The following is a 25,653-nucleotide window of genomic DNA, read 5'->3' as shown; positions in this document are numbered from 1 at the left end:
GTGTGCCCGGCCTTATTTCCCGGCCAGGTCGGCGGCGGCCTGATCGGCTACGCCACGCGGGGCACGCAATCGCAGCAACGTTCGCTCGAATTCCGCCAGCACGGCGTCCCGGTCGAGATGAGCGGCTGCCCACGCCTTTCCGGCCGCCCCAAGTGCCTGACGGCGCGGCGGATCGTCGGCCAGCGCCGCGATGGCATCGGCCATTGCCACGCTGTTGCCGGGTTCGACCAGCGAGCCGAACTGAATGACCAGCTTGCCCAGTTCGGTGTCCGGTGCGGCAGTGGCCACCACAGGTTTGCCGCTGGCGAGCATGTTCGTGAGCTTGGACGGCAGCACGAGGTCGGCGGCGTCGGCCCGCTGGGGCATCAGGTGGATGTCGGCGCAATCGAGCAACGCCGGGAAGTCTTCGGCCGATTGCAGCGGGAGGAAATGCACGCGTGCCAGGCCTTCGCATTGCGTGCGCAATGCCGGCACGCCGGAGCCTGCGCCGCAGATGATGAAATGAAGGTCATCGCGCGAGCACAGGTGCCGCGCCGCGTCGGCCAGGATCTCGATGCCCTGCTTGGTGCCGATGGTGCCGGAATATAGCGCCACGACGGCGTTCGCCGGTATCCCAAGGCGTGCGCGGAAATCCGCCTCGCCACGGCGCGCCAGTGCCGCCAGATCTACCCAGTTGGGCAACATGGAGACGCGCGTGGCGTCCACGCCTTTCTGGCGAGCCAGTGCCACCATCGTGTGCGAGATCGATGACACATGGTCATAGCGCCGCATGATGAAGCGCTCGAACGTACTCGCCATGCGTTGCGGCAGGCCGCCCTTGAGCAGCCCCAGCTTGAAGGCGGCATCGACCTCGTAGTCCTGGATATGCAGCCATGCCTTCGCGCCGGTGAGCCGGGCGAATAGCAGCGTCGCGGGGCTGCAGAACAATGGCGGCTCGACCGTGAACACCACGTCGGGGCGCCATGCCACCTGGCGAGCCAGCCATCCAAGGCTGGTGACGGCGAACGACGCGAGATGCAGCAGTCGCTTCACGCCGGACGGACGCTCAGGCACCCACAGTGGCGCGCGCATGACGTCGACGGCGTGGCGCATCTCGCGCCGGTAGCGCAGGCCCCGGTATGCCCGGTCGATCTTCCAGGCAGGGTAGTAGGGCGGCGCCGTGATCACGCGCACCTGATGCCCGCGCGCGGCAAGCCATTCGGCCTGTTCTCCGGTGTACTTGCCGATACCAGTCAGTTCCGGCGCGTAGTTGAGGCAATAAAGCAGGATTTTCATCGGTCTACTTCAGTACTGCCGCCCCGGGCTGGTCAGGGTGGAGGTATCCATTCGGGACCCACCGTTGGTCAGTGCGACAAGGCAGGTCATTCACGTGCGAAGTGTAGGGAGAGTCGCCGGAAGGGAACGTTCGCCTCCGCACGCACGCGCCAGCACCTGGCACGGTTGTGCGCGAGCGAACAGAAGCGGATGGGCCAGGGGACTAGGCTCCAATGCCGGGCGGTCCTGCATCGTGCGTGTCCGCGCGTCCCTATTTTCCGAGCCGATGCCATGAACGGCATCGGCGAACATCAATCTGAAGGCTGGCTATCTGGAGGTATGTGTGACGACCATCAAGGGGGAGTTGCTGGAGGGTGAAACCGAAACCGGGATGGCGGCGGCCGCGCAAGGCGGGCAGTACGGCGCGGCCGCGGAGCGGGCCAGCGAGGCCAAGCGGGCGTTGCGCCTGGCCGTGGCAAGCTCGATGGTGTCGAAGGTTTGCAGCATAGGATTGCAGGCCGTCAGCATTCCGCTCTTCGCCCGGGTGCTGGACACCGACGATTTCAGCGCGATGATGGTCTACTTCGGCGTGACGGCATGGCTGTCGCTGGTGGCGATCGGTATCTGGCCGACCGTTACTTCCATCGCGGCCGACGATCGGCGGCGCGGGCAACTGGCAGGGGTGCTGACGGTGTCGTGGGTGGGGCTGTCGGCGATCTTCGCGTCGCTGATCCTGCTGGTGCTGATCCTGCGGCCGGTACTCGAAACAAGTGGCATCAACCTGTTCTCCGCCAGGCACTACAGTCTCTTCACCGCGGCCCTGGTCTGCTATGCGATGCTGACCGTGCTCTCCGTGGGCGAGGCGGTGAACCAGGGGCAGCATCGTCAGCACGTGAACAACCTGATCACCGCGGCGGGCAGCATTCTGAACGTCGTGTTCATCCTGCTGGTGACCTATTTCCGCCCGCCCGGCGAGGAACATGTCGATGTGACGTTGCTGTTCGTCGCCAGCCAGGCCGGTTTCATCCTGATCCGCGTGGTGAACATGATCGGCGTGGTGGTACGCGCCGGATGGCCTCATGCGTTTCCTGGCAAGGCATTCGCGCGTGAGCTGGCACGCAATTCCTGGTCGCTCCTGCAGGCGCAACTGGCTGTGGTTTTCCTGCAGCAGGGCGCGGTGCTGCTGTGCTACGAAACCGACATGCCGCGCGATGCCGCGCTGCTCGCCTTGCTCTTTCGCGCCAACCTGCTGCTGCACAGCTTTGTCTACATGATCAACCAGCCACTCTGGCCGATCATTCATCGCAACATGCTGGCGGGCGACTGGCAGTGGGTGATCAGGATCTATCGCAAGCTGGCCACGTGCTACGTGGCCTACGGGCTGCTGGCCATCATCGGTGCGGCATTCGTGGGTGGTGCGGCGGTGTCGCTGTGGACGGCCGGCGAATACCCGATCTCCAACAAGCTCGCTACGCTGTGCGCCGTCTACTTCGCCCTGCTGGTAACGTCGGCGGCGAGCACGCCGGTGCTGATGGGCGCGAAGGCGTTCGTCAGCCTGGGCAACATCGGCATGGCCGAATTTCTGGCTGCCGGCGTGCTCTGCACCATCCTGTACTTTGCCGATGCGGTCAGCTTCCCGCACGTGGTGGAGGCACTGATCGCGGCCAATGCCATGACCGCCCTCTGGATGATGCCGACGCAGGCCATCGTGCGGCTGAGCCGGGGCTCGCTGGATGCGCAGCACTGAGACGTTGGCTGACGCTCCGGCGGTGCCGGAGCGTGGCATGGGCAATGCGAGGGGAGGGACCCGCCTGGGTTCGCTTTGAACTCGCCGACGTAGATACCGGCGGGCCCTGCAAACGCAAGCGCAAACGCAATCGAAGCGAATTGACTAGATGGCAGGACGGACCGGCGTGGGGCCCAGCGGGCGAACATTGCGGGAGCGCCGGGTATGGAGCCTGCGCTTGCCGGAAACGAACCAGCCGATGGTGAGAAACGCCATCAAGGCGCCGCTGCCGTAGGCCATGGCGATCATCAGCGCGCCGCGCAGCGCAAAGATCAGGAAGATTGAGAAATAGATGCCGGCGGGCAGCGCCATGATGCCGCCGCTACGGCAGAGCTTGTCCAGCAGCCGCACGATAAACGCCAGCGCAATCGCGTAGGCGATCACGCCAAACGCGAAGAAGTCGATGTAGGCCTCCGCGATCAGCGGCGCCGACAGGTTGTCGAAGTCGAGCTTGTAGTACGCCATCAGGAACTGACCGATCTCGATGCCCGTGGCGAGCGGCTTGGTCTCCCAAAGCGTGTGTGGCACGAAGAACAGCAGGCTGCCCGCCAACTGGTGGCCGTAGCTCAGGCCGTCGCGGTTCACCATCTCGATGACCGTGGCGATGTTGGCCCAGGCGTCGTAGTGCAGATCAAGGAAGTGCGAGAAATACAGCCACGGATCGAGAATCTCTGACGGCTGCCATGCCGACAGGTCGGCGTGCGTGAAGATCGACAGCAACGGAAAGAAGACACCGGTCAGAAGCACGAGCGTCGACACCAGGCGGCGAGGCGTGCGGGAGAACCACGGCATCAACATCAGCAACAGGCTCAGGTAGATCGGCCCGATGGCGTTGCGCTTCTCGATCAGCGGATTCTGGGAGATCAGCACACAGGCCAGCACGAACAGCGTGACCAGCAGCCAGAACGGGTGGCGCAGCATCTTGCGCCCCTTCACGTTGACCAGCATCAGCAGCATCGGCACTGGCATGAAGCAGAGGTACTTCTGCACCAGAAGGTACTGCGGCGTGGCTTCGATCACTTCAGACTGCGCGCGCAGGTCAATGGTCTGCCAGGACAGCATTGCGGCTACTGCCGCCACGCCCAGCAACACGAACGTGCGCGGCGCGTTCAGGCGCAGCGTGCGCACGAACGTGGGTGGACGTGGCCGATGCGTGCGTGACCGGTGCTGGTCGCGCCGCTGCATGTAGTACCGCGTGGCAACGTAGGTCATCACGAACAGCGTGCAGAGCAGGTTGGTGCTCACCGCCAGGCTTTCCTCGAGCGTGGCCGTGTTGACCATATGCCATTCGTAATAGGCGCGCTGCACGGAGGGGGCTACCACGAGAAACAACGTCTCGAAGAGCAGCACGCTCGAGTTCGCCAGCGATGGGACGCGTTCCCGTACGTGCAGCAACCAGTGGATGATGACCATCGCGGTCAGCATCAGGGTCGACAGCAGCAACATCGGCGAGTCCATATGCGATATCGCATGGCAGTAGCCGACGATCAGCAACAGCGTTCCCGCCAGCAGGGTGTCCCATACGAAGTTGCGCTGCAAACGCATGTCGGTCTCCCAGGAGTCGCTTGGCTCGTTCGAACCGCTAGGTTGGCGTGGCCAGCGCTTCCGGCTCGACGCTGAGCCGTCCGCTCGAAAGCGCGTCCTGGTAGGTCGATCGCAGGCCGGATTCCAGCGACACCTGCGGCTGCCAGCCGGTTGCGTTGATAAGGCCGCAGTCGAGCATCTTGCGTGGCGTGCCATCCGGGCGTGTCGGGTCGAATGCGATGTTGCCGCGATAGCCGACAACGCGCGCGATCAGCAGCGCCAGCTGTCGAATCGAGACTTCTTCGCCGCTGCCGACGTTCAGGAACCCGGCGCCCTCCGTATGCGCCCGGTACGATGCCTGGGGCAGGTCCATCACATGCAGGCAGGCGCGGGCAAGGTCGTCGGCGTGAAGGAATTCACGCATCGGCGCACCGGAGCCCCACACGGCAACCTCCGGCGCGTCAGCTAGCCTGGCCTCGTGGATGCGCCGGATCAATGCCGGGATGACGTGGCTGTTCTCGGGATGGTAGTTGTCGCCCGGACCATAGAGGTTCGTGGGCATCACGCTCCGGTAGTCGACGCCGTATTGGCGGTTGTAGCTGTCGCACATCATCATGCCGGCGATCTTGGCGATCGCGTACGGCGCGTTGGTGGGCTCCAGCGCACCGGTCAGCAACGCCGATTCCTGGATGGGCTGCGGCGCGAACTTCGGATAGATGCAACTCGACCCCAGGAACAGCAACTGCTCGACACCGCCGCGCCAGGCTTCGTGAATCACGTTGGCCGCGATCGTCAGGTTCTGCTGGATGAACTCGGCGGGATAGACGTTATTGGCATGGATGCCGCCCACGCGCGCGGCCGCCAGATAGACCTGCGAGATCCGTTCGGTGGCGAAGAACTGGTGCACGTCTCGCTGTTCGGTCAGATCCAGTTCACGGTGGGTGCGCAGGACCAGTTCCACGTCGCCACGCGCGGCCAGCGCGCGCGCGATCGCGGAACCGACCATCCCGCGATGGCCGGCCACGAACACTCTCGGGCGGGCGTCACTCATGGTAGTCATAGGTCCTGAAGCCGGCCATCTTGACCAGCGCGTCACGCCGCGCGGCCACGAAGTCCGCTTCGATCATTTCGTGCACCAGTTCGTCGAACGTGATGCGTGGGGACCAGCCCAGTTGCTCGCGTGCCTGCGTTGGGTCGCCCAGCAGCGTCTCGACTTCGGTCGGGCGGAAGTAGCGCGGGTCCACGCGCACGATCACGTCGCCGACCTTGCAGCGGGAGGACAACTCGCGGCGCGAGGCGTCGATATGAGAAATGATGCCGACCTCGTCGACGCCGCTGCCTTCGAAGGTGACCGTCAGCCCGAGCTTCTGCGCGGAGAGCGTGACGAACTCGCGCACGCTGTGTTGCTCGCCCGTGGCGATGACGAAATCACGCGGCGTTTCCTGCTGCAGCATCAGCCACTGCATCTCGACGTAGTCGCGCGCATGGCCCCAGTCGCGCAGCGCGGACAGGTTGCCAAGATAGAGCACTTCCTGCAGGCCCAGCGCGATGCGCGCGATGGCGCGCGTGATCTTGCGGGTGACGAACGTTTCGCCGCGCACAGGGCTTTCGTGATTGAACAGGATGCCGTTGCACGCGTACATGCCATAGGCTTCGCGGTAGTTCACGGTGATCCAGTAGGCGTAGAGCTTGGCTACGGCATACGGGCTGCGCGGATAGAACGGCGTGGTTTCCTTCTGCGGAATCTCCTGCACCAGCCCATACAGTTCGGACGTGGATGCCTGGTAGAAGCGCGTGCTTTGCTCCATGCCGAGAATCCGCATCGCCTCGAGCAGGCGCAGCGTGCCGACGGCGTCGGTGTTGGCGGTGTACTCGGGCTCTTCGAATGACACCTGCACGTGGCTCTGCGCCGCGAGGTTGTAGACCTCGTCGGGGCGGGCCTGCTGCACGACGCGCACGAGGCTCGCCGTATCGGTCATGTCGCCGTGATGGAGGATCAGTCTGCGGTCCGGCGCTTGCGGGTCCTCGTACAGATGATCGATACGTTCGGTATTGAACAGAGAACTGCGCCGCTTGATGCCGTGGACTTCGTATCCCTTGTCGAGCAGGTATTCGCACAGGTACGAACCGTCCTGGCCAGTGATGCCGGTGATCAGTGCCCGGCGCCGGCCATTGGCGCCGCGTGGCGTCGATGCATCGTCGGGCTTGTCTGCCGCGTCGAAGAGGTTGTCCAGTTCGTTTACGCCCATGACAGTCACATTTTGGTTAGCAATACGCGGACTGTAGGGGGGGTGTCCTGAAGCCACTGTCTGCTACCCCACACAGTGGCAGCGCCCGGGCGTGACGTGCCCAATGTGCCATGCCCAATGAAAAAGGGCGCCTTCCGAGGAAGGCGCCCGTATGGGAGGGGGCCGGGAAATCCGGAGACTCAGGCAGGCACGCTGGTGTCGTACTGCGCGTCGGGGCCGCGGGCGATCACGCGCCGCACACCGCCGTCGCGAGCCGAGTGTTCGTCGCCATGGACCCACTCGAGCGTTGCACCGCGCTGCAATGCCGCATACACGGCTTCTCCCTTGTTGCGAACCTTGAGGCGCTGATAGAGCGTGCAGGCGTGGCTCTTCACGGTGGCCACCGAGATATTGAGCATCCGGCTGACGGTCTTGATCGGATACCCGCGTGCCAGCAGCACCAGCACTTCGTACTGGCGCGGCGTGATCTGCAGCATCTCTGCTTCATCGTAGCCAGGCTCCTCCTCGACCATCGGCGACAACGGGGTTGCCGACGAACTGATCGGCTGGCCCGGGCGCAGACTGGTGAGGTCGCGCACGGCAACGGTGGTGCGCAGGACGTTGGCGCAAGCGCCGGGCGAAAGCGGCTCCTGCATGGCCGGTGGCAGCGGCAATGGCGCAGCCGATGCCAGCGATTGCGTGGCATGCATGGCCGAGCGCGATGCCGACGGCGTCGCGCAGACCTCGCTTGCGAGCATCAGGCCCTGCACGCTCGAGATGGTCAGCCGGATGGCGGCCTCGATCACGGGCAGCGATGTGGACTTCGGCAGGCATCCGCAGATGCCGCGTGCGGCCTCCGCGTTGGGCACGTGCAGCGGCAAGGCGTCGGCCAGCACCAGGATGCGTTGCGGCGCCAGACGCTCGCGCGCCTGTTCGAGTTGCGCCCATCCGGAGGCTTGGTCGCCGGGCATGCCAAAGACCAGCAGTTCGGCATTTCGATGAGGTACTTCAGTTCGGACAACGTCAGCTGGCGACAATGCAAGTACGTGACCGAAATTTCCTGAATGGTCTCGAGCATCTGCAACAGCCCGAGCCGGAGCAATGGATGCTCCTCGATAAGCAAGGCGTTCATTCTTCTTCACTCCCCGTTCATGGGCGAGCTGCGGGATGCTTTGCTTGCGGGAATCATTGCTGCGTCAGGACAGACAGCCGCCCCAATGGCGGTGCCGCGAAACTGCGCCAACCCCGTGCTTCCGTGTCAGTCTTTGTCCATTTGTCAGGATGGACTTGTCCGCGCGACCGGAAGTATGACCCGAACCCAAACCCGAAAGAAAATCTCGCTCCAAAATCGAACTTAAATTCATCTTATGGGCTGGTTGATCTGATTGCAAGCGGCTGGATTAGAGGCGCTGTCAGGATGGAATGAAGTCCGCCTCATAATCCGTCTCCAGATTCATTCATTTGGTGGCGTGCCTGCCCGCTAAGCCTTGCTGGACGTGCTGTCACAAGGGTTTCACGCTTGATACAGTGATTCCCGAGAATGTTTCACCGATGCAACCGATTTGAATGAAAGTGGTCTGACAATTATCAATTATTCACCCGGTTGGGGGGTGTGGCATTAACGAATATCGTGCTGGCTGACACAATGATGAAACCCATGAAAAAGGGCATTTATGCCATATATCCGGACATCGGGTTGACGCGGAATGGGAGTCGCACTAGTTCAAATGGATGAGGGATGTACCCCACTTCAGTAGGAGATAAAAGATTGCCTGTCGGCCGTACGTCTCCCGGGTTCCCACCACCCTCGATGAGACCGATCGGCTGGCAAACCTGGCGTTGGTCGGGGTCACATGCCCATGCCCCGACCAACGCCAGGCTGCCGTTTACCGATCGCGCCCACCTGGCGGAGCCGGTCGCCCGTGCGGCTTATCGGCCCCTTATCGGCCCCTGACCGGCCCCTTACCGGTCCCAATAGCCCGGGCGCTTATACCACCCGTGCGGGCCACGCTCCCAGCGCTCGGGCACGTAGCGGTAGCCCGGCCGTGCCGATTGCCAGTAGCCGCCGCGCCAGGCGTAGTTGTCCCGAGCGTGGTCATAGTGACCCGGTACCCAGACATGGCCGGGCCGTGGCGCGGGGCGAACCTCGTGTCGCGGGGGCGGCGGTGGGCTTCGATAGTAGTTGTCGTGCGCCTGGGCGCCCGGCGAAATCAGTCCAAAGACGCTGCCGGCGGCAAGCACGGCGGCGGCGAGCAGTAGCTGGCGTTTCATGATGTCTCCTTGGCTAGCGTTGAGTCGGAAACCGGTGTTGGCTGCATCCGGGCCCAGCGGGCTCAGTAGCGGCCGCCATAGCGGTCATAGTGGTCGTAGTGATAATGCGGTCCGCGCGGCGGCACCACGATGCACGCGGAAAGCAGGGCGCTGGTGGTGACGAGCAGCAAGGCCAGGGTGAGTGCGCGTTTCATTCGGGGCTCCATATCCGGTTCGCGTTGAACACGGCTTCACTCTAGCGACGGCCTCTTCTCTTGCGCGGTTGCACTTGTAAGACGGTCTCTCACGCCGCAACGCGCCGACCACCTGTTTTCTGACCTGACAGATAACCCGCCAGCCCTTGACTGGAAAGGGTTTGGAGGAATGTGACGCGAACGCTCCGACAGGCACACTTGATCGAGCGCCAAATAATGTGGCGTTACATCGGAAATGAGTCGTGCAAAGATTTTCCGATGCGAGGGGCTCGGCTGCGGTATCGGAGGACCCCTGTCATCGCAGGAGACGTTCCCCACGTTGGACGCAGAAACGGGTACGCTTTCGCTGGTTGAGCCGGAATCGGCGGGTGCCCGGACATGGTGCGCAATGCGTGTCCGTGGCGGCGGCCTGTGTCCGGATTGCCCCACGATGCGTCAAAAGCAGGGCGCGGATGCCGCTGGCCCGGTGGCATGAAGTTTGCGCCAATGAGTTCGCCGTAATCCCGAGGGAGGACGTCATGCCGGTCATGCTCATCGTGCTGGTCTTGCAGGCGCTTGAAGGTCTGAGCCCGCTTACCGTGCCGCAATTCGCCCGTGCCCACGGCGGCGTCGATGGCGCGGATGCCGTGGCGGTCATCGATCGCACCCAGGTGCCATAGCCATAGGCGAGCACAGGCGCGCCGGTGTTCACGTCCTCTCCGCATTCATCCATGACGAACGGAGAGACCATGAATCGTAGTGACGTGACCGACCTGATTATCGAAGCCAAGGTGCTGCGTGGCATTCGATGGGCCGATGTAGCCGAACGTGTCGGCAAGAGCAAGGAATGGACGACCGCGGCCTGCCTGGGCCAGATGGCCTTCGATGAAGCCGGCGCCCGCGCCGTGATGGATATCTTTGGGCTGCCCGCCGAGGCTGAACCGTGGCTGCGTGCCGTGCCCTACAAGGGTTCGCTACCCACGCAGGTGCCTACAGACCCGCTGATCTATCGCTTCTACGAACTGATCAGCGTCTACGGCACGACCTTCAAGGCATTGATTCACGAGGAATTCGGCGACGGGATCATGAGTGCCATCGACTTCCGCATGGACCTGCAGCGCGAACCCGATCCCAACGGCGATCGCGTTCGCATCGAGATGTCCGGCAAATTCCTGCCGTACAAGACCTACTGACGGCGGAGGCAGGGGCTACAGGCGCCAGACGCGGCTTCGCGGCGGCCGGTTGCACCCGGCCCGCCGCCATTCCCATATTCCCAAACTCAGCCGAAGAACTCCTGGTAGTAGCGCGTGCACGTGCCGGTTTGCCGGAACGTGTACGGCAACTCGGCCATGGCGGCCGCGTCGAGCGAGCCGAAGGGGATGTCGAGGTCGGCCTCCGGTTGCATGGCCTCGTCGTTGGTGCGGGAGATCTGTTGCGGATTCACGGTAACGCTCACTCATTCAGGGCGGGCCGCCTGGGCGCCGCGTGTCAAGGAACCGGACGGGATTGCCGTCACGCAGTGCATCGTACCCAAGCCTGGCGGAGGAATCAGCGGCGTCCGCCCGAAAAGACTGTTCCAGTTCCACCATCAATCGCGGGTATGCACCGCGTATCAAGCGCCTTCGTCACAACAACGGCCCTGCATATGTTGTGGGTTTGTCGTGTCGCAAAGACAGCGCGAACAAAGCGCCGCCGGGCTGTTCGGCCAGGACTATAGTGGCTGTGGAGCCGCGCCCGGCGCGGTTTGCATCCCATCTTTCCTGCCAGCCTGGGGGAGCCCGTCATGAGTCTTCCGCCATGTTTTGCCAACCGCCGCGAGGCGGGCCAGTACCTCGGTCGTCATCTCGCCGCGCTTGGCTACTGCCGGTCACATGATGGCGATCCAGCGCTTGTGCTGGCCTTGCCACGCGGTGGTGTTCCCGTTGCCTACGATGTCGCGCGCGTGCTCGACGCGACGCTTGATGTGCTGCTCGTGCGCAAGATCGGCGCGCCCGGCTATCCGGAACTGGCGCTTGGCGCCGTGGTCGAGGGCGATGCCGGTGGCAGCGGGCCGCATACGGTCGTCAACGACGACCCGTGGGCACGCCGCGCGCTGGAGGCTGGCGCGTTCGATGCGGAACGCGGCCGTCAGCTTGGCGAGATCTGCCGTCGACAGCAGCGGTATCGCCAGGGGCACCCGGTTACCGCGATCGCGGGCCGGCGCGTGATCGTTGTCGATGATGGCGTGGCGACTGGCGCGACGATGCGCGCAGCGCTCGACGCCGTGCGCATGGCGGGCGCCGCGGAGGTTGTGGCGGCGGTGCCAGTGGGATCGGTGGATGGCCTCGACACGCTCCGCGCCGTGGCGGATCGCGTGGTCTGCCTGAATATCCCCGAGAACTTTGGCGCGGTCGGCGCGTTCTATCTCGATTTCACGCAGACCTCGGATGACGAGGCGTTGTCGCTGCTGCGCGAGGCCGCTGCCGTCGCACCGCCGATGGCCACGCATGGTGCCTGGTCGCGCAATGGTGGCGTGTCGGGAGGTGGGGAGTCAGGACACCTCAGCAACGGACCGGCTGCCCACTGAGACCAGGTCTCAGACTTTATTGAGGCGTGCTTTGAGATGCGGCACCAGCCCGCCCGCGTGCAACAGCGCGCGCAGGAAATCGGGCACCGGTTCGCAGGATATGCGCCGGCCATCGCAGAGCCTGATCTCTGCCGCATCCAGGAAGAACGTGGCTCGCGCTCCGTCGGCCAATGCGGTCGTATCCGCGCACACCAGCACCGGCAGGCCAATGTTGATCGCGTTGCGATAGAACAGCCCGGCGAACGACGGCGCCAGCACGGCCGCCACGCCAAGATGCTTCAATGCCTGGGCTGCCTGTTCACGTGAAGACCCCATGCCGAAGTTGCTGCCTGCGACGATGACGTCGCCGGGTTTGACCGCGCCTGGGAACTCCGGTCGCAGGTTTTCCAGGCAGTGGCTCGCCAGCACGTCGAGCCCGTCCTTCATGAATCGGCCCGGCGCCATTGCGTCGGTATCGACGTTTTCGCCGAAGCGCCAGATGCGGCCAGAGGGCGGGGGTTGGAAATCCGGAGCCGGGGTCATGCCAGTAACTTGCGCGGGTCAGTGATGCAGCCAGTGGCGGCGCTGGCTGCCACGGTCATGGGCGATGCCAGCCATACGGCGCTACCTGCATCGCCCATGCGGCCGGGGAAGTTGCGCGCAGTCGAGGCGATGGCGCGGCTGCCGGCCGGAAACCGTGTGGCGCCGTAGCCCGCGCACGCATTGCACGCGTTCGGCAGCAGCTCCGCGCCGGCATCCATCAGCACGCCGAGCGTCCCTTCGCTGGCCGCTTGCAGCTGGTCGCGCAGCGAAGCGGGCGCGACCTTCAACGACACGCCCGATGCCACTTTGCGCCCGCGCAGCACCCGCGCGGCCATGCGCAGGTCTTCGAGCTTGGCGCCGGTGCAGGCGCCCAGATAGGCGATCTCGATCGGCGCGCCGGCGGCCTGGTCGACCGGGCCGCTGTTGGCCGGCGAATGCGGCGCGGCTACCTGCGGTACCAGCGTGCCGGCATCGAAGCGATGTGTGGCCAGTACCGGTGCGTCCGCATCGCTGCGCCACTGGCGCGGTTCGATAGCGGCGAGCGTGGCGGCATCGACGCCGGCATCCGCAAGCCATGCCATCGTTGTGGCATCCGGCGCGATCAGCGCCGTTTGCGCGCCAAGCTCGGTGCTCATGTTCGTGAGCGTCATGCGCTCCTGCATCGACAGCGTCTTTACCGCGTTCCCCGTGTATTCGATCACTTCGTAGCGGCCACCCGCCATACCCAGTGTGGCGCACAGGAACAGCATGACGTCCTTGGCGCAGACGCCGTCAGACAGCGTCCCCTGCCACTCGACCCGGATCGTGTTCGGCACACGCAGCCAGATCTCCCCCGTGGCCAGCACGCCGGCCATCTCCGTGGCGCCTATGCCGAACATGTACGCGCCAAAAGCGCCGCCCGTGGGGCTGTGGCTGTCGCCGCCGACGATGAAGCGACCGGGCAGGACATGGCCGCGCTCGGGCAGCACTACGTGGCAGATGCCTTCGTTGTCGATGAAGTTCTGAATGCCCGCTTCACGCACCCAGTCGCGCGTGAAGCGCAGGATCGATTCGGCTTCGGGGTCGGCCGCAGGCACGTAGTGGTCGGTGACCACCACGAATCGGGACGGATCCCAGACCTTTGCGCCGAGTTCGCGCAGCAGTGGCGCCACGCGGCGCGGTCCGCTCGAGTCGTGCGACATGGCCAGGTCGACCTTGCACATCACCACCGATCCCGGCGTGACATGCGACACACCTGCCGCGCGAGCGACCAGTTTCTGGGCGAGCGTGGCGGGCAGTTGGCTGGGGTCGACCGCGGTCTTGCCGTGCGGCAGGGTCATTCGGGCTTGGCTCCTGAATACTTCACCACCGTGGCCCAGCGCTTGACGTCCTGCTTCACGAAATTCGCGAACGTCTCGGGCGGCATGGCGCTGGGTTGCGCGCCGTCGGTTTCCAGGCGCTTGCGCACTGCGGGCTGCTCGAGCCCGTGGCGCGCAGCTTGGTACAGCGCCTGTGTGATCTCCGGCGGCAGATTGGCCGGGCCGAACAGGCCGAACCACGCGCTGGATTCGAAACCCTTTACCGTGGCGCCAATCGGCTGCGCGCCCGGAAACTGCGGCAGCGGCGTCGGGCTGGTCACGCCGAGCACCTTGAGCTTGCCAGCCTTGACGTGCTGCGCCACGTTGATCGTGCTGGCGAACATCAGATCAACCTGGCCCGCGAGCAGATCCGTGATGGCGGGCGTGGTGCCCTTGTACGGGATGTTGACGATATACGTGCCCGTCATCATCTTGAACATGTCACCGGCCAGATGCACCGACGATCCCACCGCGCCAATGCCGAAGTTCAGCTTGCCCGGCTCGGACTTGGCCAGACGGATCAGTTCGGGGATGTTGTTGGCGGGCAGGTTGGGCCGTGCCACCAGCACGCTGGGCACGGTGGCCACGAGTGTGATCGGCGTGAAGTCCTGGATCGGATCGAACGGCAGCTTCTTGTACAGCGTCGCGTTGATCGTATGGCTGGTGAAGCTCATCAGCAGCGTGGTGCCGTCGGCCGGGCTCTTGGCCACCATGTCGGCAGCGATATTGCCGCCTGCGCCGGGGCGGTTCTCGACCACCACGGGCTGGTCCAGCGTCTGCGACATTTCTTGGGCGATCGTTCGTGCCAGCGTGTCGGTGGTGCCGCCCGCAGGCGCGCCTACCAGGATGCGGATCGGCTTGCCGCCAGCGATCGCAGCTTGCGCGGCCTGTGCGGAAGGCGCGATGCACCACGCGGCCAGCGCGAGCAGCGCGGCGCAGGATGCGCGCCGTCGGCTGCTGGCGGATTGCAGGGCAGACTTGCAGACAGGCTGATGCTCGCCCGGGCGAACGACTGGCATGACGAAAGCTCCTCGGTTGTGATGTGGAGTGCGCAGTATCGCCCGATTCCGATTCGTCGCGTGGCCGGTACGAGGAGTGGGTCCCGGCCTCGCCCGCAGGTCAGTCGCGCAGGCCCGTGCGGGTTTCGTTTTCTACCCACACGTTGGCGCTGTCCCCGCCGCCCATCGGCGACAGTTCCATGCGGTATTCGTAGCGGTCGGGTCGATACTGGCCCATCAGCAGTTGCACCGGACGCCCATTCTTGTCGAGCACCACGCGGCGCACGGCCAGCAGCGCGCCGCCAACGGGCACGTCGAGCAGCGGGGCCACAACCACGTCGGCCAGGCGGGCCGTCAGCACTTGCGACGCGCGGCCCAGCTCCACACCGGCGGCTTCCAGCAGGCGCAGCATCGGCGTCGTTTCCAGATCCTTGCGGGTCAGCGAGCGGCCCAGGTCGATCGGCAGGTAGACCGTGATATGGGACAGAGGGCGGTTGCGGTAGTGACGCACGCGCACGATCTTCACCACGGGATCGCCCACCTGGATCTGCAGCGCTTCGGCGACTTCAGGGGTGGCGTGCACCTCGTCGATCGAGATGACCTTGACCGCAGTCTTCTCGCCCATGTCGATGATGGCGCCGAGCAGGCTCGTGGCGCGCTCCTCGGTGACCTGCGGCCTGACCGGATGCGGGTTTACGAATGTCCCGAGTCCGCGATGGCGGCGGACCAGACCTTCCTGAACCAGACGGTCGAACACGCGCCGCATCGTCACGCGCGAAGCATGAAATTGCTTGGCAAGGTCGATTTCGCCTGGCAGCGGGCCCTGGCCGAAGCGGCCTTCCACGATCTGCTGGCGGAGCACCACGTAAATCTGGTGATACAGGGGAACGACGGCTTCACTCATGGTTTCCCTTGCGTAAGCGCTGACAAGTCCTAGACGCGTGTAATGTACTTTAAATCAGACATGGCGGCCAGCATCAAACGCACTCGCGGCGTGCGAAGCACAATCTGCGACCACATGTGTTGCGAGACGGCATCGAACGTCCGCCAGACGCAAGAAAAGACGGGACGCAGCGGCGATTCCTTCACGCGGGGGCGTCGACTTATGCTCGCGCTGCCCGGTTTCACGCGCTTGCAGCATGACGAAGCCGACACTGACTGGTCAGGCTTGCCGGTACCTTGAGGGGTGGTGGTTGGGGGGCGGTGGCATCGCTGTTTCACTGTCGTTACGCGGGTTGCCGTCTTCAGCGTGTCACTCGTGCCTTCGTAACACGTTGAATTTCTGGCATTTTTTTCGGGCGCGACGGGCCGGTTCGCCTGACGGCCAAAATCGGTGTCACACCGCTGTGACATGTCTACTCCCATGCACAGGTTCCGCGCGAATGTGCGGCGCACAACCAACGAAAAAAGTTCCCGGAGAAACCCGCGCCAGCCTTTGTATTTCAACGGGATGCGCCGCGCGCCATGCGTGCTGGCACTGAATATGCGCAGGGGAAGGCTGGTCCGGCAACCGTGCGGGACCTGAACCTCCAGCCGGCGTTCTGCCTGTATGAGCGTTGGCCGGAGGCTGAGCCGCAATGTGCAATTCTCCTGGGAGCAACGTATGAACAAGACATTACTTGCGTCGGCGGTTGCGCTGGCACTGGGCATTAGTGGCCAGGCGCTAGCAGACCCGACGAACAACAACACGAACGGCCACGACAACACCCAGACTGCGTCCTCAACAAGCAACACGCAGAATGGCGGCGGCGCCGCGGCGAATGATGGTTCGACGGCTCTTCAGGCGAACGGCAACTCTTCTACTTCGACCACCAACAAGACGAAGAACACCAGCAATACCAACACCAACTCCAAGAATCACACCGACCAGGACATGAGCGGCTATGGCAACGCCGCAGCGGCCAATGGCAGTACGGCTACCGCCAACTTCACCAACTCGTTCAACTCCAGCAAGGCGCTGGCCATCAGCAAGCTTGAAGGCTATGTGACTGGCAACTACATCCACAACATCGGTAACGTTGCCACCAACAATGGCAGCGCCAACGGTGCAGCGGGTGGCAAGGGTGGCGCGGGCTATGGCGGCACCGGCAAGGGCGGCTCGGGTGGTTCGGGTGGCGCCAGCGGCGCTGGTGGCGGCGGCGGCAGCGGCGGCTCGGCAGTCAACGGCAGCGCCACGGCGGGTTATGCCGTCAACGGCAGCGCAACAGCTGGCGATGGCGCGGCAGGCGGCAAGGCCGTTGGCTGGGCTGGCGATGGCGGCAACGCCAAGAGCAATGGTGGCGGCGCGCTCTCCGCGAGCCTTGGCGTAGGCGGCTTCGGTGGCTCCGGCAAGGGCAGTGGCGGTGACTCGGGCGCTGGCGCCCTGGGTGGCTTCGGTGGCGACGGCGGAAACGCCAAGGGTAGTGGCGGTGATGCGCTTGGCGCGAGCGGTGGACTGGGCGGCAGCAGCGGCGCAGGCGCCGCGCTCGGCAAGGTCCATGGCAATGCTGGTAACAGCACGGCGACAGCGGGTGCTGGTGGCGCTGGTACTGGCGGTACGGCCTCGGGTACTGGTGGCGGAGCTAGCGGCACGGGTGGTGCTGGCGGTGCTGGCGGTGCAGCGACCGCTGCCTCCGCAGGCGGCGCAGGCACTGGCACCGGCGGTGCTGGCGGCGCCAACACCTCGACTGCCGGCGCGGCAACTGGTGGCGCCGCGACTTCGACCGGCGGCGCCGGTGGTGCGCAGAACAGTGTTGCCGGCAACGGTGGCGCTGGCGGTGCGGCCACTAACGGCAGCGCAAGCAGCATGGCGTCGAATGGCAGCGCAACGGCAGGCAATGGCGCGGTTGGCGCTTCGTCTGGCGCAGGCGGTGCTGGTGGCGCGGGCATGGGCGGCACGGGTGGTACCGGCAACGGTGCGGTTGGCGGCGCTGGCGGCAACGGCGGCACCAACTATGTCGATGCAGGCACCTTCAACATGTCGAACATGATGTCCAGCGTCGGCCAGTCCGCAGCCGGCATCATGATTGCCAACCAGAACAGCGGCATGTCGTCGCTGGTGCAACAAAGCGTCAACGTCCAGGCGAACCTGGCAGTCGGCAAGTAAGTCCTTCGAGCGTCTGTACCGTTCCGCACGGAACGGTACAGCACCCGCAGGGTTGAATCGGATGGGGCAGTGCGTGCCGACGGCATCGTTTGTCGGCCGCTCTGCCGCATCAGACGCCTGTAGGTCCGAAATCGCTTCCGACGCTGGCGGCCCGGATGGGGGGCCGTGCCTCGGGGCATGAGGAGACGCACCATGCGATTGCATCGCCGAGCTGTCCTGGCAATGTCGACAGCCATCCTGGCCTGGCCGTTTGCGCAGGCTATTGCGGGGCCACCCGTCGCCGAGGCATCCGCCACGGCCGTCGCGGCGGCAAGCAGTGATTCGGGCGCAGCCACTGTCGTGGCGGGCGCGGCGGCAAGCGTGACGGCGGTAACGCCGGATGCTGCCCCCAAATTGAATATTTTCGGTACGACAGCCAATGCGGTCGCGAGCAGCAAGCTCGACGACGTGCGCGGTGGCGCTGAACTGGTCGTCAACGACATGCGCCTGAACGGCACCGTGGGCGGCAACGCCGCCATCAACACGCTGTCGGGCAGCAATTATGTCTCGGACGGTTCGTTCGCCAATGCCGCGGGTTTGCCGACCGTGATCCAGAATTCGGGCAACAACGTACTGATCCAGAACGCGACCATCCTCAACGTCCAGTTCAAATGATCATGCGCAGCCTGCTGTTGGCAGCCGCCACGCTGGCGGTGGCGCTGGGTGGCATCGCCGAAGCCCGCGCCGATACCATTCGCATTCCGGGCGATCAGGGCAACTCTTACACGGTGCCCGTGACCAGCCTGCGCGAAGCGCGCTTCCGCACGACCATCCGACAGCAGTATGACTTCAGCTGCGGCTCGGCCGCCGTGGCCACGCTACTGACTTTTCAGTACGGATTCCCCGTCAATGAAGAGACGGTCTTCGCCAACATGTATGTCAACGGCGATCAGGCCAAGATCCGCTCGGAAGGTTTCTCGCTGCTCGACATGAAGCGGTTTCTCGAGTCGCGCGGGTTCCTGGCCGACGGCTACGAGTTGCCGCTGTCGAAGCTCGAGGAAGCGCAGATTCCGGCGATCGTGCTGATCGTCGAGAACGGTTATCACCATTTCGTCGTGATCAAGGGGATCAAGGGCGACCGCGTGCTGGTCGGTGACCCGGCGCGTGGTACCCGCTCCATCGAGCGCGATCACTTCGAAAAGATCTGGGACAGCCAGTTGCTGTTCGTTATCCACAATCGCACGGACCGCGCGCGATTCAACCTGGCAGCCGACTGGCGCGTGGCGCCGTCGGGCCCTTACTGGATGGGAGTTCCGCGAGACAGTCTGTTCTTCACCGTCATGCCAAAGCATGGCCCCGCCGATTTCTGAGCTGAGGAACATCATGGTCCAGACAACCATTTCACCCGCATCAAGATGCACGGCCAGGTCGGCAACCGCGGCCGTGCTGCTTGGCGCGGGGCTGGCCTGCGCGGGCAATGCCCACGCCGGTGTCGAGACCCTGGCACCCGAGTCAGCCGATACCGCGGGCGTGGCGACTTCGGCCGCCATCGACCTGCCTGCAATACCAACGCCGACACAGCTGTCGGCGCCATCCGAAGACCCAATCACTGTGGCGGCGCGTGCCGCAGACCCCATCGTTGCGGACAACGTCACGGAGAACGTTTCCGAAAAAGCTGTCGAGTCGATCGCCGAAGCGCCTGCGCGGGGAGTAGAACCGGTGGACAAGGCGTCCGTTGCGCGGCATCACCCCATTGGGGACACGCTCGTGGCTGCCATGACAATGGCCACGCGGGAGCCCAATACGCAGGTGGCCGAGGCACGCGACGACATGGCCAGGTGGAAGCCGGTCGCGCAGGCGCGGCTTGAAGAATCGCGTGGCGGTTTTGATGTCGCCGGGTTGCAGGTTGGTTTCGGTATTGATCGCGCCGTCTTCGTCAATGGCGCGCTGGCCGTGGCCACGAGCATCACGATTCCCAACATCAGCAGCATCACCTCGGCCCAGGCCGCGCAACTCGCGCAGGCCCTGGCGCCAGTGACGGTTGCCTTAACCGGCGCCAACAGCATTGCGAGCGCGGCGATTGCTGCCGCCCAGGCTGCAACGGGCCAGGCAGGGCAGGCGGGACAATCCGCGACCACGGCAGCGAATGGCGCGGCAGCCAGCGCGCAAGGCGCCGCCGGCGCTGCTGCGTCCACGTCTACCGCAGCCGCAAGCGGCGGGATCGCTCAGGCAACGGGCGCCGCCGGCGTGGCGCAGCAACAGGCTGCGACGGCCGTCGCGGCGGCGGGCACGGTCGTCACCAACGGCCTGCTTACGGTGATACAGAACGGCGCGGCCAACACCGCGAACGTTGGTTCGGTAGCGAACATGCCGGCCACGGTTATCCAGAATACCCTCAACAACCAGAATATCCAGAGCCTGATGACCATCAACGCCAGCGTGAACACGCTGGCGGCATTCCGCGCGCAAATGGCAAACACCGCGCTGAACAGTGTCATCTCAACAATGGCCGGCATGAAGTAACACCAACAAGGCAGTCGCAGGAAACTTTGGTCGTGGAAAGGAAGACATCGACGAACTGGTAGCGGGCCTTAGCGTTTTTGCCCGCCGTCCTCGGGGGAGGTAGACGTCATGAAGAAGCGCTCGCTGCAGGGGATTGGTCTTGCCAGTTGCTCTACGATGTGCCTGCTTGGCGGCATGGCTCATGCGCAGACTCCGCCCGACGACGGGCCGCCGGCGGCCGCCAAGCTCGAAACGCTGCAGAAGGAACTGAGCGAGCAGGCGAAGCAGTTGGAGGCGATGAAGCGGGCGCTGGCCGAACAGGAGGCCACGATCCGCGAACTGCGCAGCACGGTGGATAGCGAATCGCTGGCGCGCAAACGTGGTGGCCAGGCCGGGGTAGGCACCGGCGTGACGCCGGGCAACATGGCGACCAATGCCGCCGCGGCCGCTGCGGGCGCCAGCGCCACACAGATCAACAGCACGGCTCAGCAAGGCGTACAGGCCCAGCAGGTGCCTTCCGACGCGCCGCCGCAGGCCGTGGCGCCGCAGAACGTGCAACAGGGCCAGGCCGCCCAGGGCGACCAGCAAGGCGAGTCCGCCGCGGGTCCCGAACAACCTGTGGGCAGGCCGCCGGAGCGCGATACGCGTCCACCAGAGATCGCGCCAATCTTCGACCAGCCTGGCGTACTCACGCCGCAGGGCAAGATCGTGATCGAACCGAGCTTCCAGTACGGCTACTCGTCGAGTGACCGCGCGGTACTGGTCGGCTACACGGTGATTCCCGCACTGCTGATCGGCCTGATCGACGTGCGCGAGATCAAGACGTCGACGTACATCACGTCCATGGCCTTCCGCTACGGCATTACCAAGCGTCTCGAGATCGAAGCCAAGGTGCCGTACGTGCATTCGAGCAGCGATACCGTCAGCCGCGAGATCTTCACCGGCACCGCCGTCGACAACGCCTTCAACTCGAGCGGCAGCGGCCTGGGCGACGTCGAGGCGACGTTGCGCTACCAGCTCAACTACGGCAACGAGAAAATGCCGTACTTCATCGGCTGGCTGCGCTACAAGTCCAACACCGGCAAGGATCCGTTCGAGGTGGTGACCGATTGCGTGACCCGTTGTGTCAGCAACACCACCGGCACCGGGTTGCCGCTGGGCATGCCGACCGGCACCGGCTTCCAGGCAATCCAGCCGGGCGTCACGTGGCTGTTGCCGACCGATCCGGCGGTGTTCTTCGGTACGTTCAGCTACCTGCACAACTTCGCGCGTGACAACATCTATCGCACCGTGCTGAACGGCCAGCAGGAATTCCTCGGCAAGATCGCACCGGGAGACATCTTCGAGTTCAACTTCGGCATGGGCCTGTCGCTCAACGAGCACGCGTCGTTCAGTATCGGCTATGACCAGAGCATCATCTGGCCGACCAAGCAGAACGGGCAGACCGTCCCAGGCTCCGTGCGCATCACGCAGGGCACGCTGCTCGTGGGCTACTCCTATCGCTTCAACAACCGGTACACGCTGAACCTCTCGGTGGGTGCGGGCCTGACGCGAGATACACCAGATCTGACGGTGACGGTGCGTCTACCGATCACATTCTGATGGTGTTCGCACGGGTGAAGTGACGCGCGAAATTCTCCGTTTGGCACCCCACTTCCCGTCATCCATTCGGTACCTTGCGCAGGCTTCGCGGAGAGAGTAGAACAGCTACTAACCCGTCCCGAAGACGGATCATCAGAGTACGGGGCGGCCTGACAGAGGAGGCTAGTCATGCGCAAACGGATCTTCTGGTTGTTGCCCGACCTGGCGAGCGCGCGCCGTACCATGGACGACCTGCTGCTGGCTCGCATCGAGAATAGCCACATCCATTTCGTGGGACGCGACGGCGCCGACATGACGGGTCTGCACGAGGCAAACCTGTTCCAGACTTCGGACATCGTTCATGCTGCGGAAATGGGTCTGATGGTTGGCGGTGGTGTCGGTATCGTGGCCGGCGTGGTGGTAGCGATGTTCCCGATCGTCAGCGACTCTCCGCAATGGGGTCTGGTCGGCGTGCTCGCCGTGCTGGGCGCCGTGTTTGGCGCGTGGGCCGCGAGCATGATCGGCAGCTCGGCGCCGAACAGTCGACTACGGTCGTTCGAGAAGGACATCGAGGCAGGCAAGCTGCTGCTGATGGTGGATGTGCCGCGCGGCCGTGTCGAAGAAGTCGAGGCGCTGCTGCAGAAGGCGCACCCCGAAGCGTCCTTCGCCGGCCTGGATCCTGCAGTACCGGCCTTCCCCTGATCGAAGCGGGGTCAGGCCTTTCCCTTCGCGCGCCCGTCGTGGCGCGCCCCGGCGTGTGTCCCATCACGCGCCATGCTGCGGCCACACCTGAAACCGGTACCGGAGTCTTCAGGTTTCCGGTGTGATGCCGCAGCAACACTTCGCCGCATTTCCTGCGTCAAATTCCGCCTTATCCGCCGCTTTGTTTGCTCATTGCCACCCGTTGGGTTACCGTCCCCATGCCGCCGCAGTTGCGCGGCGCGCTTAAAAATCAAACACACCAGCGCTACTGGAGGGGTCAACAATGAACGCAAGGCAGTTCGCGTGCGGCATATTCGCCGCCACGCTCGGGTTTGTCGCGCCCATCGCGGCACACGCGGAACCCGGCATCACCAAGAACACCATTCGCATCGGCCAGTCGGCCGGCGTCACCGGCCCGGTGGCGGGCTCGGTCAAGGAGCAGATCGCCGGTGCCCAGGTCTATCTCAATGCGGTCAATGCCAGCGGCGGCGTCGCGGGCCGGCGCATCGAACTGCTGACCTATGACGACGGCTTCGATGCCAAACGCACGCCCGGCAATGTGCGCAAGCTGATTGCCGACGACAAGGTCTTCGCGCTGTTCATGGTGCGTGGTACGCCGCAGAACGAGAGCATCCTGCCGATCATCGGCGCGGAGAAGGTGCCGCTGGTGGCGCCGCTGACCGGGGCCATCACGCTGCATCGACCGGTCAATCGCTACGTGTTCAACGTGCGTGCGAAATACCAGGATGAAGTGGCCCGCGCGATCAACCATCTGGCCACGTCCGGCATGAACCGGATCGCGATCTTCTATGCCAACGACGGCTTCGGGCAGGACGTCTTCGAGGGCTTCAATACGGCCTTGCAGGCACGTGGCGTGCAGCCCGCTGGCGCGGCGTCGTTCAATCGCCCGATGGGGGATATCAGCCAGGGTGTGGCCAGCGTCAACAAGGCCGATCCGCAAGCCGTGATGGTGATCGGTTCGGGCTCGGAGGCTGCCCGGATCATCCACGAGATGAAGAAGGCCGGTAGCCAGGCGCAGTTCGTCACGCTGTCCAATAACGCTGCCGATTCGTTCATCAAGGAACTGGGCGACGATGCCCGGGGCCTGATCATCACGCAGGTGGTGCCCGGCATGAACTCGAGCCAGATGAGCGTTGCCAGCGAGTATCGCGGCCTGGCCAAGGCGCAGAAGGTGGAGCCGAGCAATGCGGGCATGGAGGGCTTCATGTCGGCAAAGGTGCTGGTCGAAGGGTTGCGCCGCGCGGGACCGGAGCCCACACGCGAGAAGCTCGTGGCGGCGCTTGAAGGCCTGCGCGACTACGATCTCGGCGGCATCCTGATCAGCTACAGCCCGACGCGCCACACCGGTTCCTCGTTCGTGGAAATGTCGATCGTTTCGTCGACCGGCAAGCTGATCCGCTGAAGACCGGAGGGCTGCGGTATATTTCCCCGCATGGAAAATGCATCCACAGCCCATCCCTTTTCGCTCGCCGGCCGCGTGGCACTGGTCACGGGCGGCGCGCAGGGCCTCGGCCAGGCGATTGCCGCCGGCCTGGCCGCCGCTGGCGCGCACGTTCTGATCTGCGCGCGCAACGCCGCGCGCGTGGACGAAGCCGTCGCGCAACTGCTGGCCAGCGGCCTCGGCGCCGAGGCGCTCGTTCTCGACATCACCGATGAGGCCGCCGTGGCCGCGGCGTTCGATGACATCGCGGCCCGTCACGGGCGGCTCGACATCCTCGTCAACAATGCCGGCGCACGCAATCGCAATTCGATGGCCCATCTCGATGCTGCTGACCTGCGCGAGATGCTGGAGACCAACCTCGTCGCGCCCTATGCGTTATGCCGTCACGCGGCGCAATGGATGCAGCGTGGCGGGTATGGACGGATCGTCAATGTCACGTCGATCGCCGGCCAGGTGGCGCGCGCCAATGACGTGCTCTATCCCGCCACCAAGGGCGGACTCGATGCGCTGACGCGTGCGATGGCCGCCGATCTGGGCCGCCAGGGCATTACCGTCAACGCCATTGCGCCGGGATACTTCGCCACCGAGCCGAATCAGGCGATGGTGGCCGACAAGACCGTGGCAGAGTGGCTGCGCAACCGGACGTCACTGGGCCGTTGGGGCCAGCCGGAAGAGGTGGCGGGTGCGGTGGTGTTCCTGGCTTCGCCGGCGGCATCGTACGTGACAGGGCAGGTGCTCGCCGTCGATGGTGGCTACCTCGGCCACTTCTGAGCCCAATCCTCTAGCGCTTGCCGCTCCGGTAATGCGCGCGCAGGCACTCCAGCATCGCGGTTGCCGCCGCCGAATCACCCCGATCCTTGAGTCGTACCACGCAGATGTCACGCACCAGCGTGGGCATCTGCATGGGCCGGATGGCCAGCCCCTCGCGCCGGAACTGGAATAGCGCCAGCGCCGGCACGACCGACACGCCCAGACCTGCCTCGACGAGCGCCGCCACGGTAGCCAGGTGCTCGACTTCCATGACCCCGTTCAGCTTGAGCGGATGCAGTGCTGCATCCAGGTGCTGCCTTACGCTGCTGGTGCGCGACAGCTGGATGAATGGCAGTCCGGCCAGGGCTTGCGGCGTAACGCGGCGCTTCCCGGCCAGCGGGTGACCGGCCGGGCAGACCAGATGGAAGCTATCGCGCACCAGCGCTTCGACGCGCAGGTCGGCGTCCTGAGCCGGCGCGGGCGCCAGCGCGAAGTCGGCCTGCCCACGTCGCACCAACTCGATGCAGCCGTCGGCGAGCTGGTCGTGCAGTTCCAGCGCGATGCCGGGATATTGCTGGTGGAAGTTGGCCAGCAACGGCGGCAGGTCGCCGCCCGCCAGCGACGGTAGCGCCGCGATCGCCACGCGACCCTTGCGGCGCTCGGCATGATCGCGCAGGTCATCGAAGGCCGCTTCGAAATCGCCCAGCAGCCGACGCGCCATCTCCTCGAATCGGCGCCCGTCGGTGCTCAGGTCCACATGTCGCGTGGTGCGTTCGAAAAGCCGGCAGCCCGCCTGTTCCTCGAGCGTCTGGATCAACGCGCTGAATGCCGATTGGGACAGGTGGCACGCCTGCGCCGCGCGCGTGAAGTTGCGATGGGTGGCCAGCGCAACGAAAGCGCGCAGGTGCTTGACCGACAGGTTCGACAGCATGG

24 protein-coding genes and 1 pseudogene are annotated in these 25,653 nt (G+C 64.8%); 12 read left to right on the top strand and 13 right to left on the bottom strand.

Annotation, left to right across the window (positions count from 1 at the left end; genetic code table 11):
* Positions 1-12: 12 nt before the first annotated feature.
* Positions 13-1,275, bottom strand: a complete 1,263-nt coding sequence (locus tag B2246_RS13005; RefSeq protein ID WP_035882972.1) for a glycosyltransferase WbuB — start codon at positions 1,273-1,275, stop codon at positions 13-15.
* Positions 1,276-1,597: 322 nt separating this feature from the next.
* Here B2246_RS13005 and B2246_RS13000 point away from each other — a divergent pair, with 322 nt between their 5' ends.
* Positions 1,598-3,001, top strand: coding sequence for a lipopolysaccharide biosynthesis protein (locus B2246_RS13000; protein ID WP_008647812.1), 1,404 nt, complete (start codon positions 1,598-1,600; stop codon positions 2,999-3,001).
* Between the two features lie 144 nt (positions 3,002-3,145).
* On the opposite strand, the gene B2246_RS12995 is transcribed toward B2246_RS13000, so the two are convergent.
* From B2246_RS12995 to B2246_RS12970, 6 genes and pseudogenes are all read right to left on the bottom strand, one after another.
* Positions 3,146-4,585, bottom strand: coding sequence for a hypothetical protein (locus tag B2246_RS12995; protein ID WP_286882447.1), 1,440 nt, complete (start codon positions 4,583-4,585; stop codon positions 3,146-3,148).
* A gap of 37 nt (positions 4,586-4,622) precedes the next feature.
* A complete protein-coding gene (locus B2246_RS12990; RefSeq protein WP_286882448.1) occupies positions 4,623-5,624 on the bottom strand; it encodes a GDP-L-fucose synthase family protein in 1,002 nt (333 codons plus the stop codon).
* Positions 5,608-6,813 carry a GDP-mannose 4,6-dehydratase gene (gmd, locus tag B2246_RS12985; RefSeq protein ID WP_035882978.1) on the bottom strand — a complete coding sequence of 402 codons (1,206 nt, stop codon included), beginning with the start codon at positions 6,811-6,813 and terminating at the stop codon, positions 5,608-5,610. The genes B2246_RS12990 and gmd overlap by 17 nt, the downstream gene beginning before the upstream one ends.
* Before the next feature lie 179 nt (positions 6,814-6,992).
* Positions 6,993-7,924, bottom strand: a pseudogene (locus tag B2246_RS12980) (response regulator transcription factor).
* 830 nt (positions 7,925-8,754) lie between these two features.
* Positions 8,755-9,063, bottom strand: coding sequence for a hypothetical protein (locus B2246_RS12975; RefSeq protein WP_286882449.1), 309 nt, complete (start codon positions 9,061-9,063; stop codon positions 8,755-8,757).
* 62 nt (positions 9,064-9,125) lie between these two features.
* Positions 9,126-9,257: a hypothetical protein gene (locus tag B2246_RS12970; RefSeq protein WP_008647799.1), complete on the bottom strand. Its 132-nt coding sequence runs from the start codon at positions 9,255-9,257 to the stop codon at positions 9,126-9,128.
* Between the two features lie 518 nt (positions 9,258-9,775).
* Between B2246_RS12970 and B2246_RS12965 the strand changes: the two genes are divergently transcribed.
* Positions 9,776-9,916, top strand: coding sequence for a hypothetical protein (locus B2246_RS12965; protein ID WP_017510937.1), 141 nt, complete (start codon positions 9,776-9,778; stop codon positions 9,914-9,916).
* Positions 9,917-9,985: 69 nt separating this feature from the next.
* Entirely contained in the window at positions 9,986-10,429 is a 444-nt protein-coding gene (gene cynS, locus B2246_RS12960) for a cyanase (RefSeq protein WP_286882450.1), read from the top strand.
* A gap of 86 nt (positions 10,430-10,515) precedes the next feature.
* On the opposite strand, the gene B2246_RS12955 is transcribed toward cynS, so the two are convergent.
* Positions 10,516-10,680, bottom strand: coding sequence for a hypothetical protein (locus tag B2246_RS12955; RefSeq protein WP_008647793.1), 165 nt, complete (start codon positions 10,678-10,680; stop codon positions 10,516-10,518).
* A 339-nt stretch (positions 10,681-11,019) separates the two neighbouring features.
* Here B2246_RS12955 and B2246_RS12950 point away from each other — a divergent pair, with 339 nt between their 5' ends.
* Positions 11,020-11,802, top strand: coding sequence for a phosphoribosyltransferase (locus B2246_RS12950; RefSeq protein ID WP_286882451.1), 783 nt, complete (start codon positions 11,020-11,022; stop codon positions 11,800-11,802).
* A 9-nt stretch (positions 11,803-11,811) separates the two neighbouring features.
* Here the strand turns inward: B2246_RS12950 and B2246_RS12945 are convergent, their stop codons facing one another.
* From B2246_RS12945 to B2246_RS12930, 4 genes are all read right to left on the bottom strand, one after another.
* Positions 11,812-12,324, bottom strand: coding sequence for a 3-isopropylmalate dehydratase small subunit (locus B2246_RS12945; RefSeq protein WP_008648873.1), 513 nt, complete (start codon positions 12,322-12,324; stop codon positions 11,812-11,814).
* Positions 12,321-13,643: a 3-isopropylmalate dehydratase large subunit gene (locus B2246_RS12940; protein ID WP_008648875.1), complete on the bottom strand. Its 1,323-nt coding sequence runs from the start codon at positions 13,641-13,643 to the stop codon at positions 12,321-12,323. Before B2246_RS12940 ends, B2246_RS12945 begins: the two co-directional genes overlap by 4 nt.
* Positions 13,640-14,680 (bottom strand): tripartite tricarboxylate transporter substrate binding protein, encoded by a 1,041-nt coding sequence (locus tag B2246_RS12935; protein WP_008648876.1) that lies wholly within the window; start codon positions 14,678-14,680, stop codon positions 13,640-13,642. The genes B2246_RS12940 and B2246_RS12935 overlap by 4 nt, the downstream gene beginning before the upstream one ends.
* A 100-nt stretch (positions 14,681-14,780) precedes the next feature.
* Positions 14,781-15,563, bottom strand: a complete 783-nt coding sequence (locus tag B2246_RS12930) for a GntR family transcriptional regulator (protein ID WP_008648877.1) — start codon at positions 15,561-15,563, stop codon at positions 14,781-14,783.
* A 699-nt stretch (positions 15,564-16,262) separates the two neighbouring features.
* Between B2246_RS12930 and B2246_RS12925 the strand changes: the two genes are divergently transcribed.
* The 8 genes from B2246_RS12925 to B2246_RS12890 all read left to right on the top strand — a co-directional run bounded on the left by B2246_RS12925 (position 16,263) and on the right by B2246_RS12890 (position 24,741).
* Positions 16,263-17,744: a hypothetical protein gene (locus B2246_RS12925; RefSeq protein ID WP_035882984.1), complete on the top strand. Its 1,482-nt coding sequence runs from the start codon at positions 16,263-16,265 to the stop codon at positions 17,742-17,744.
* A 192-nt stretch (positions 17,745-17,936) separates the two neighbouring features.
* The gene (locus B2246_RS12920; protein ID WP_008648910.1) at positions 17,937-18,398 is read left to right on the top strand and encodes a hypothetical protein; all 462 of its coding nucleotides are present in this window, start codon (positions 17,937-17,939) and stop codon (positions 18,396-18,398) included.
* Positions 18,395-19,093, top strand: coding sequence for a C39 family peptidase (locus tag B2246_RS12915; RefSeq protein WP_008648909.1), 699 nt, complete (start codon positions 18,395-18,397; stop codon positions 19,091-19,093). The genes B2246_RS12920 and B2246_RS12915 overlap by 4 nt, the downstream gene beginning before the upstream one ends.
* Positions 19,094-19,106: 13 nt before the next feature.
* The gene (locus tag B2246_RS12910; RefSeq protein ID WP_035882986.1) at positions 19,107-20,246 is read left to right on the top strand and encodes a hypothetical protein; all 1,140 of its coding nucleotides are present in this window, start codon (positions 19,107-19,109) and stop codon (positions 20,244-20,246) included.
* 108 nt (positions 20,247-20,354) lie between these two features.
* Positions 20,355-21,827, top strand: coding sequence for a hypothetical protein (locus B2246_RS12905; RefSeq protein WP_008643452.1), 1,473 nt, complete (start codon positions 20,355-20,357; stop codon positions 21,825-21,827).
* Between the two features lie 168 nt (positions 21,828-21,995).
* Positions 21,996-22,508 (top strand): hypothetical protein, encoded by a 513-nt coding sequence (locus B2246_RS12900; protein WP_008643456.1) that lies wholly within the window; start codon positions 21,996-21,998, stop codon positions 22,506-22,508.
* A gap of 283 nt (positions 22,509-22,791) precedes the next feature.
* The gene (locus B2246_RS12895; RefSeq protein WP_008643458.1) at positions 22,792-23,931 is read left to right on the top strand and encodes an ABC transporter substrate-binding protein; all 1,140 of its coding nucleotides are present in this window, start codon (positions 22,792-22,794) and stop codon (positions 23,929-23,931) included.
* Between the two features lie 30 nt (positions 23,932-23,961).
* Positions 23,962-24,741, top strand: a complete 780-nt coding sequence (locus tag B2246_RS12890; RefSeq protein WP_035882988.1) for an SDR family oxidoreductase — start codon at positions 23,962-23,964, stop codon at positions 24,739-24,741.
* 10 nt (positions 24,742-24,751) lie between these two features.
* On the opposite strand, the gene B2246_RS12885 is transcribed toward B2246_RS12890, so the two are convergent.
* On the bottom strand, positions 24,752-25,651 hold the full coding sequence (locus B2246_RS12885) for a LysR family transcriptional regulator (RefSeq protein ID WP_286882452.1): 900 nt from the start codon (positions 25,649-25,651) through the stop codon (positions 24,752-24,754).
* Positions 25,652-25,653: the final 2 nt, after the last annotated feature.

It is taken from the genome of Cupriavidus sp. UBA2010 (genome assembly GCF_002335265.1).
Classification (GTDB): Bacteria; Pseudomonadota; Gammaproteobacteria; order Burkholderiales; family Burkholderiaceae; genus Cupriavidus; species Cupriavidus metallidurans.
This window is presented reverse-complemented; position numbering and strand designations above follow the sequence as displayed.

Excerpts from the sequence above, each read along its gene's own strand:
- B2246_RS13005 (WP_035882972.1), bottom strand. The coding sequence starts at position 1,275 with ATGAAAATCCTGCTTTATTGCCTCAACTACGCGCCGGAACTGACTGGT.
- B2246_RS12995 (WP_286882447.1), bottom strand. The coding sequence starts at position 4,585 with ATGCGTTTGCAGCGCAACTTCGTATGGGACACCCTGCTGGCGGGAACG.
- B2246_RS12990 (WP_286882448.1), bottom strand. The coding sequence starts at position 5,624 with ATGACTACCATGAGTGACGCCCGCCCGAGAGTGTTCGTGGCCGGCCAT.
- gmd (WP_035882978.1), bottom strand. The coding sequence starts at position 6,813 with ATGGGCGTAAACGAACTGGACAACCTCTTCGACGCGGCAGACAAGCCC.
- B2246_RS12975 (WP_286882449.1), bottom strand. The coding sequence starts at position 9,063 with ATGAAACGCCAGCTACTGCTCGCCGCCGCCGTGCTTGCCGCCGGCAGC.
- B2246_RS12970 (WP_008647799.1), bottom strand. The coding sequence starts at position 9,257 with ATGAAACGCGCACTCACCCTGGCCTTGCTGCTCGTCACCACCAGCGCC.
- B2246_RS12965 (WP_017510937.1), top strand. The coding sequence starts at position 9,776 with ATGCCGGTCATGCTCATCGTGCTGGTCTTGCAGGCGCTTGAAGGTCTG.
- cynS (WP_286882450.1), top strand. The coding sequence starts at position 9,986 with ATGAATCGTAGTGACGTGACCGACCTGATTATCGAAGCCAAGGTGCTG.
- B2246_RS12950 (WP_286882451.1), top strand. The coding sequence starts at position 11,020 with ATGAGTCTTCCGCCATGTTTTGCCAACCGCCGCGAGGCGGGCCAGTAC.
- B2246_RS12945 (WP_008648873.1), bottom strand. The coding sequence starts at position 12,324 with ATGACCCCGGCTCCGGATTTCCAACCCCCGCCCTCTGGCCGCATCTGG.
- B2246_RS12940 (WP_008648875.1), bottom strand. The coding sequence starts at position 13,643 with ATGACCCTGCCGCACGGCAAGACCGCGGTCGACCCCAGCCAACTGCCC.
- B2246_RS12935 (WP_008648876.1), bottom strand. The coding sequence starts at position 14,680 with ATGCCAGTCGTTCGCCCGGGCGAGCATCAGCCTGTCTGCAAGTCTGCC.
- B2246_RS12930 (WP_008648877.1), bottom strand. The coding sequence starts at position 15,563 with ATGAGTGAAGCCGTCGTTCCCCTGTATCACCAGATTTACGTGGTGCTC.
- B2246_RS12925 (WP_035882984.1), top strand. The coding sequence starts at position 16,263 with ATGAACAAGACATTACTTGCGTCGGCGGTTGCGCTGGCACTGGGCATT.
- B2246_RS12920 (WP_008648910.1), top strand. The coding sequence starts at position 17,937 with ATGCGATTGCATCGCCGAGCTGTCCTGGCAATGTCGACAGCCATCCTG.
- B2246_RS12915 (WP_008648909.1), top strand. The coding sequence starts at position 18,395 with ATGATCATGCGCAGCCTGCTGTTGGCAGCCGCCACGCTGGCGGTGGCG.
- B2246_RS12910 (WP_035882986.1), top strand. The coding sequence starts at position 19,107 with ATGGTCCAGACAACCATTTCACCCGCATCAAGATGCACGGCCAGGTCG.
- B2246_RS12905 (WP_008643452.1), top strand. The coding sequence starts at position 20,355 with ATGAAGAAGCGCTCGCTGCAGGGGATTGGTCTTGCCAGTTGCTCTACG.
- B2246_RS12900 (WP_008643456.1), top strand. The coding sequence starts at position 21,996 with ATGCGCAAACGGATCTTCTGGTTGTTGCCCGACCTGGCGAGCGCGCGC.
- B2246_RS12895 (WP_008643458.1), top strand. The coding sequence starts at position 22,792 with ATGAACGCAAGGCAGTTCGCGTGCGGCATATTCGCCGCCACGCTCGGG.
- B2246_RS12890 (WP_035882988.1), top strand. The coding sequence starts at position 23,962 with ATGGAAAATGCATCCACAGCCCATCCCTTTTCGCTCGCCGGCCGCGTG.
- B2246_RS12885 (WP_286882452.1), bottom strand. The coding sequence starts at position 25,651 with ATGCTGTCGAACCTGTCGGTCAAGCACCTGCGCGCTTTCGTTGCGCTG.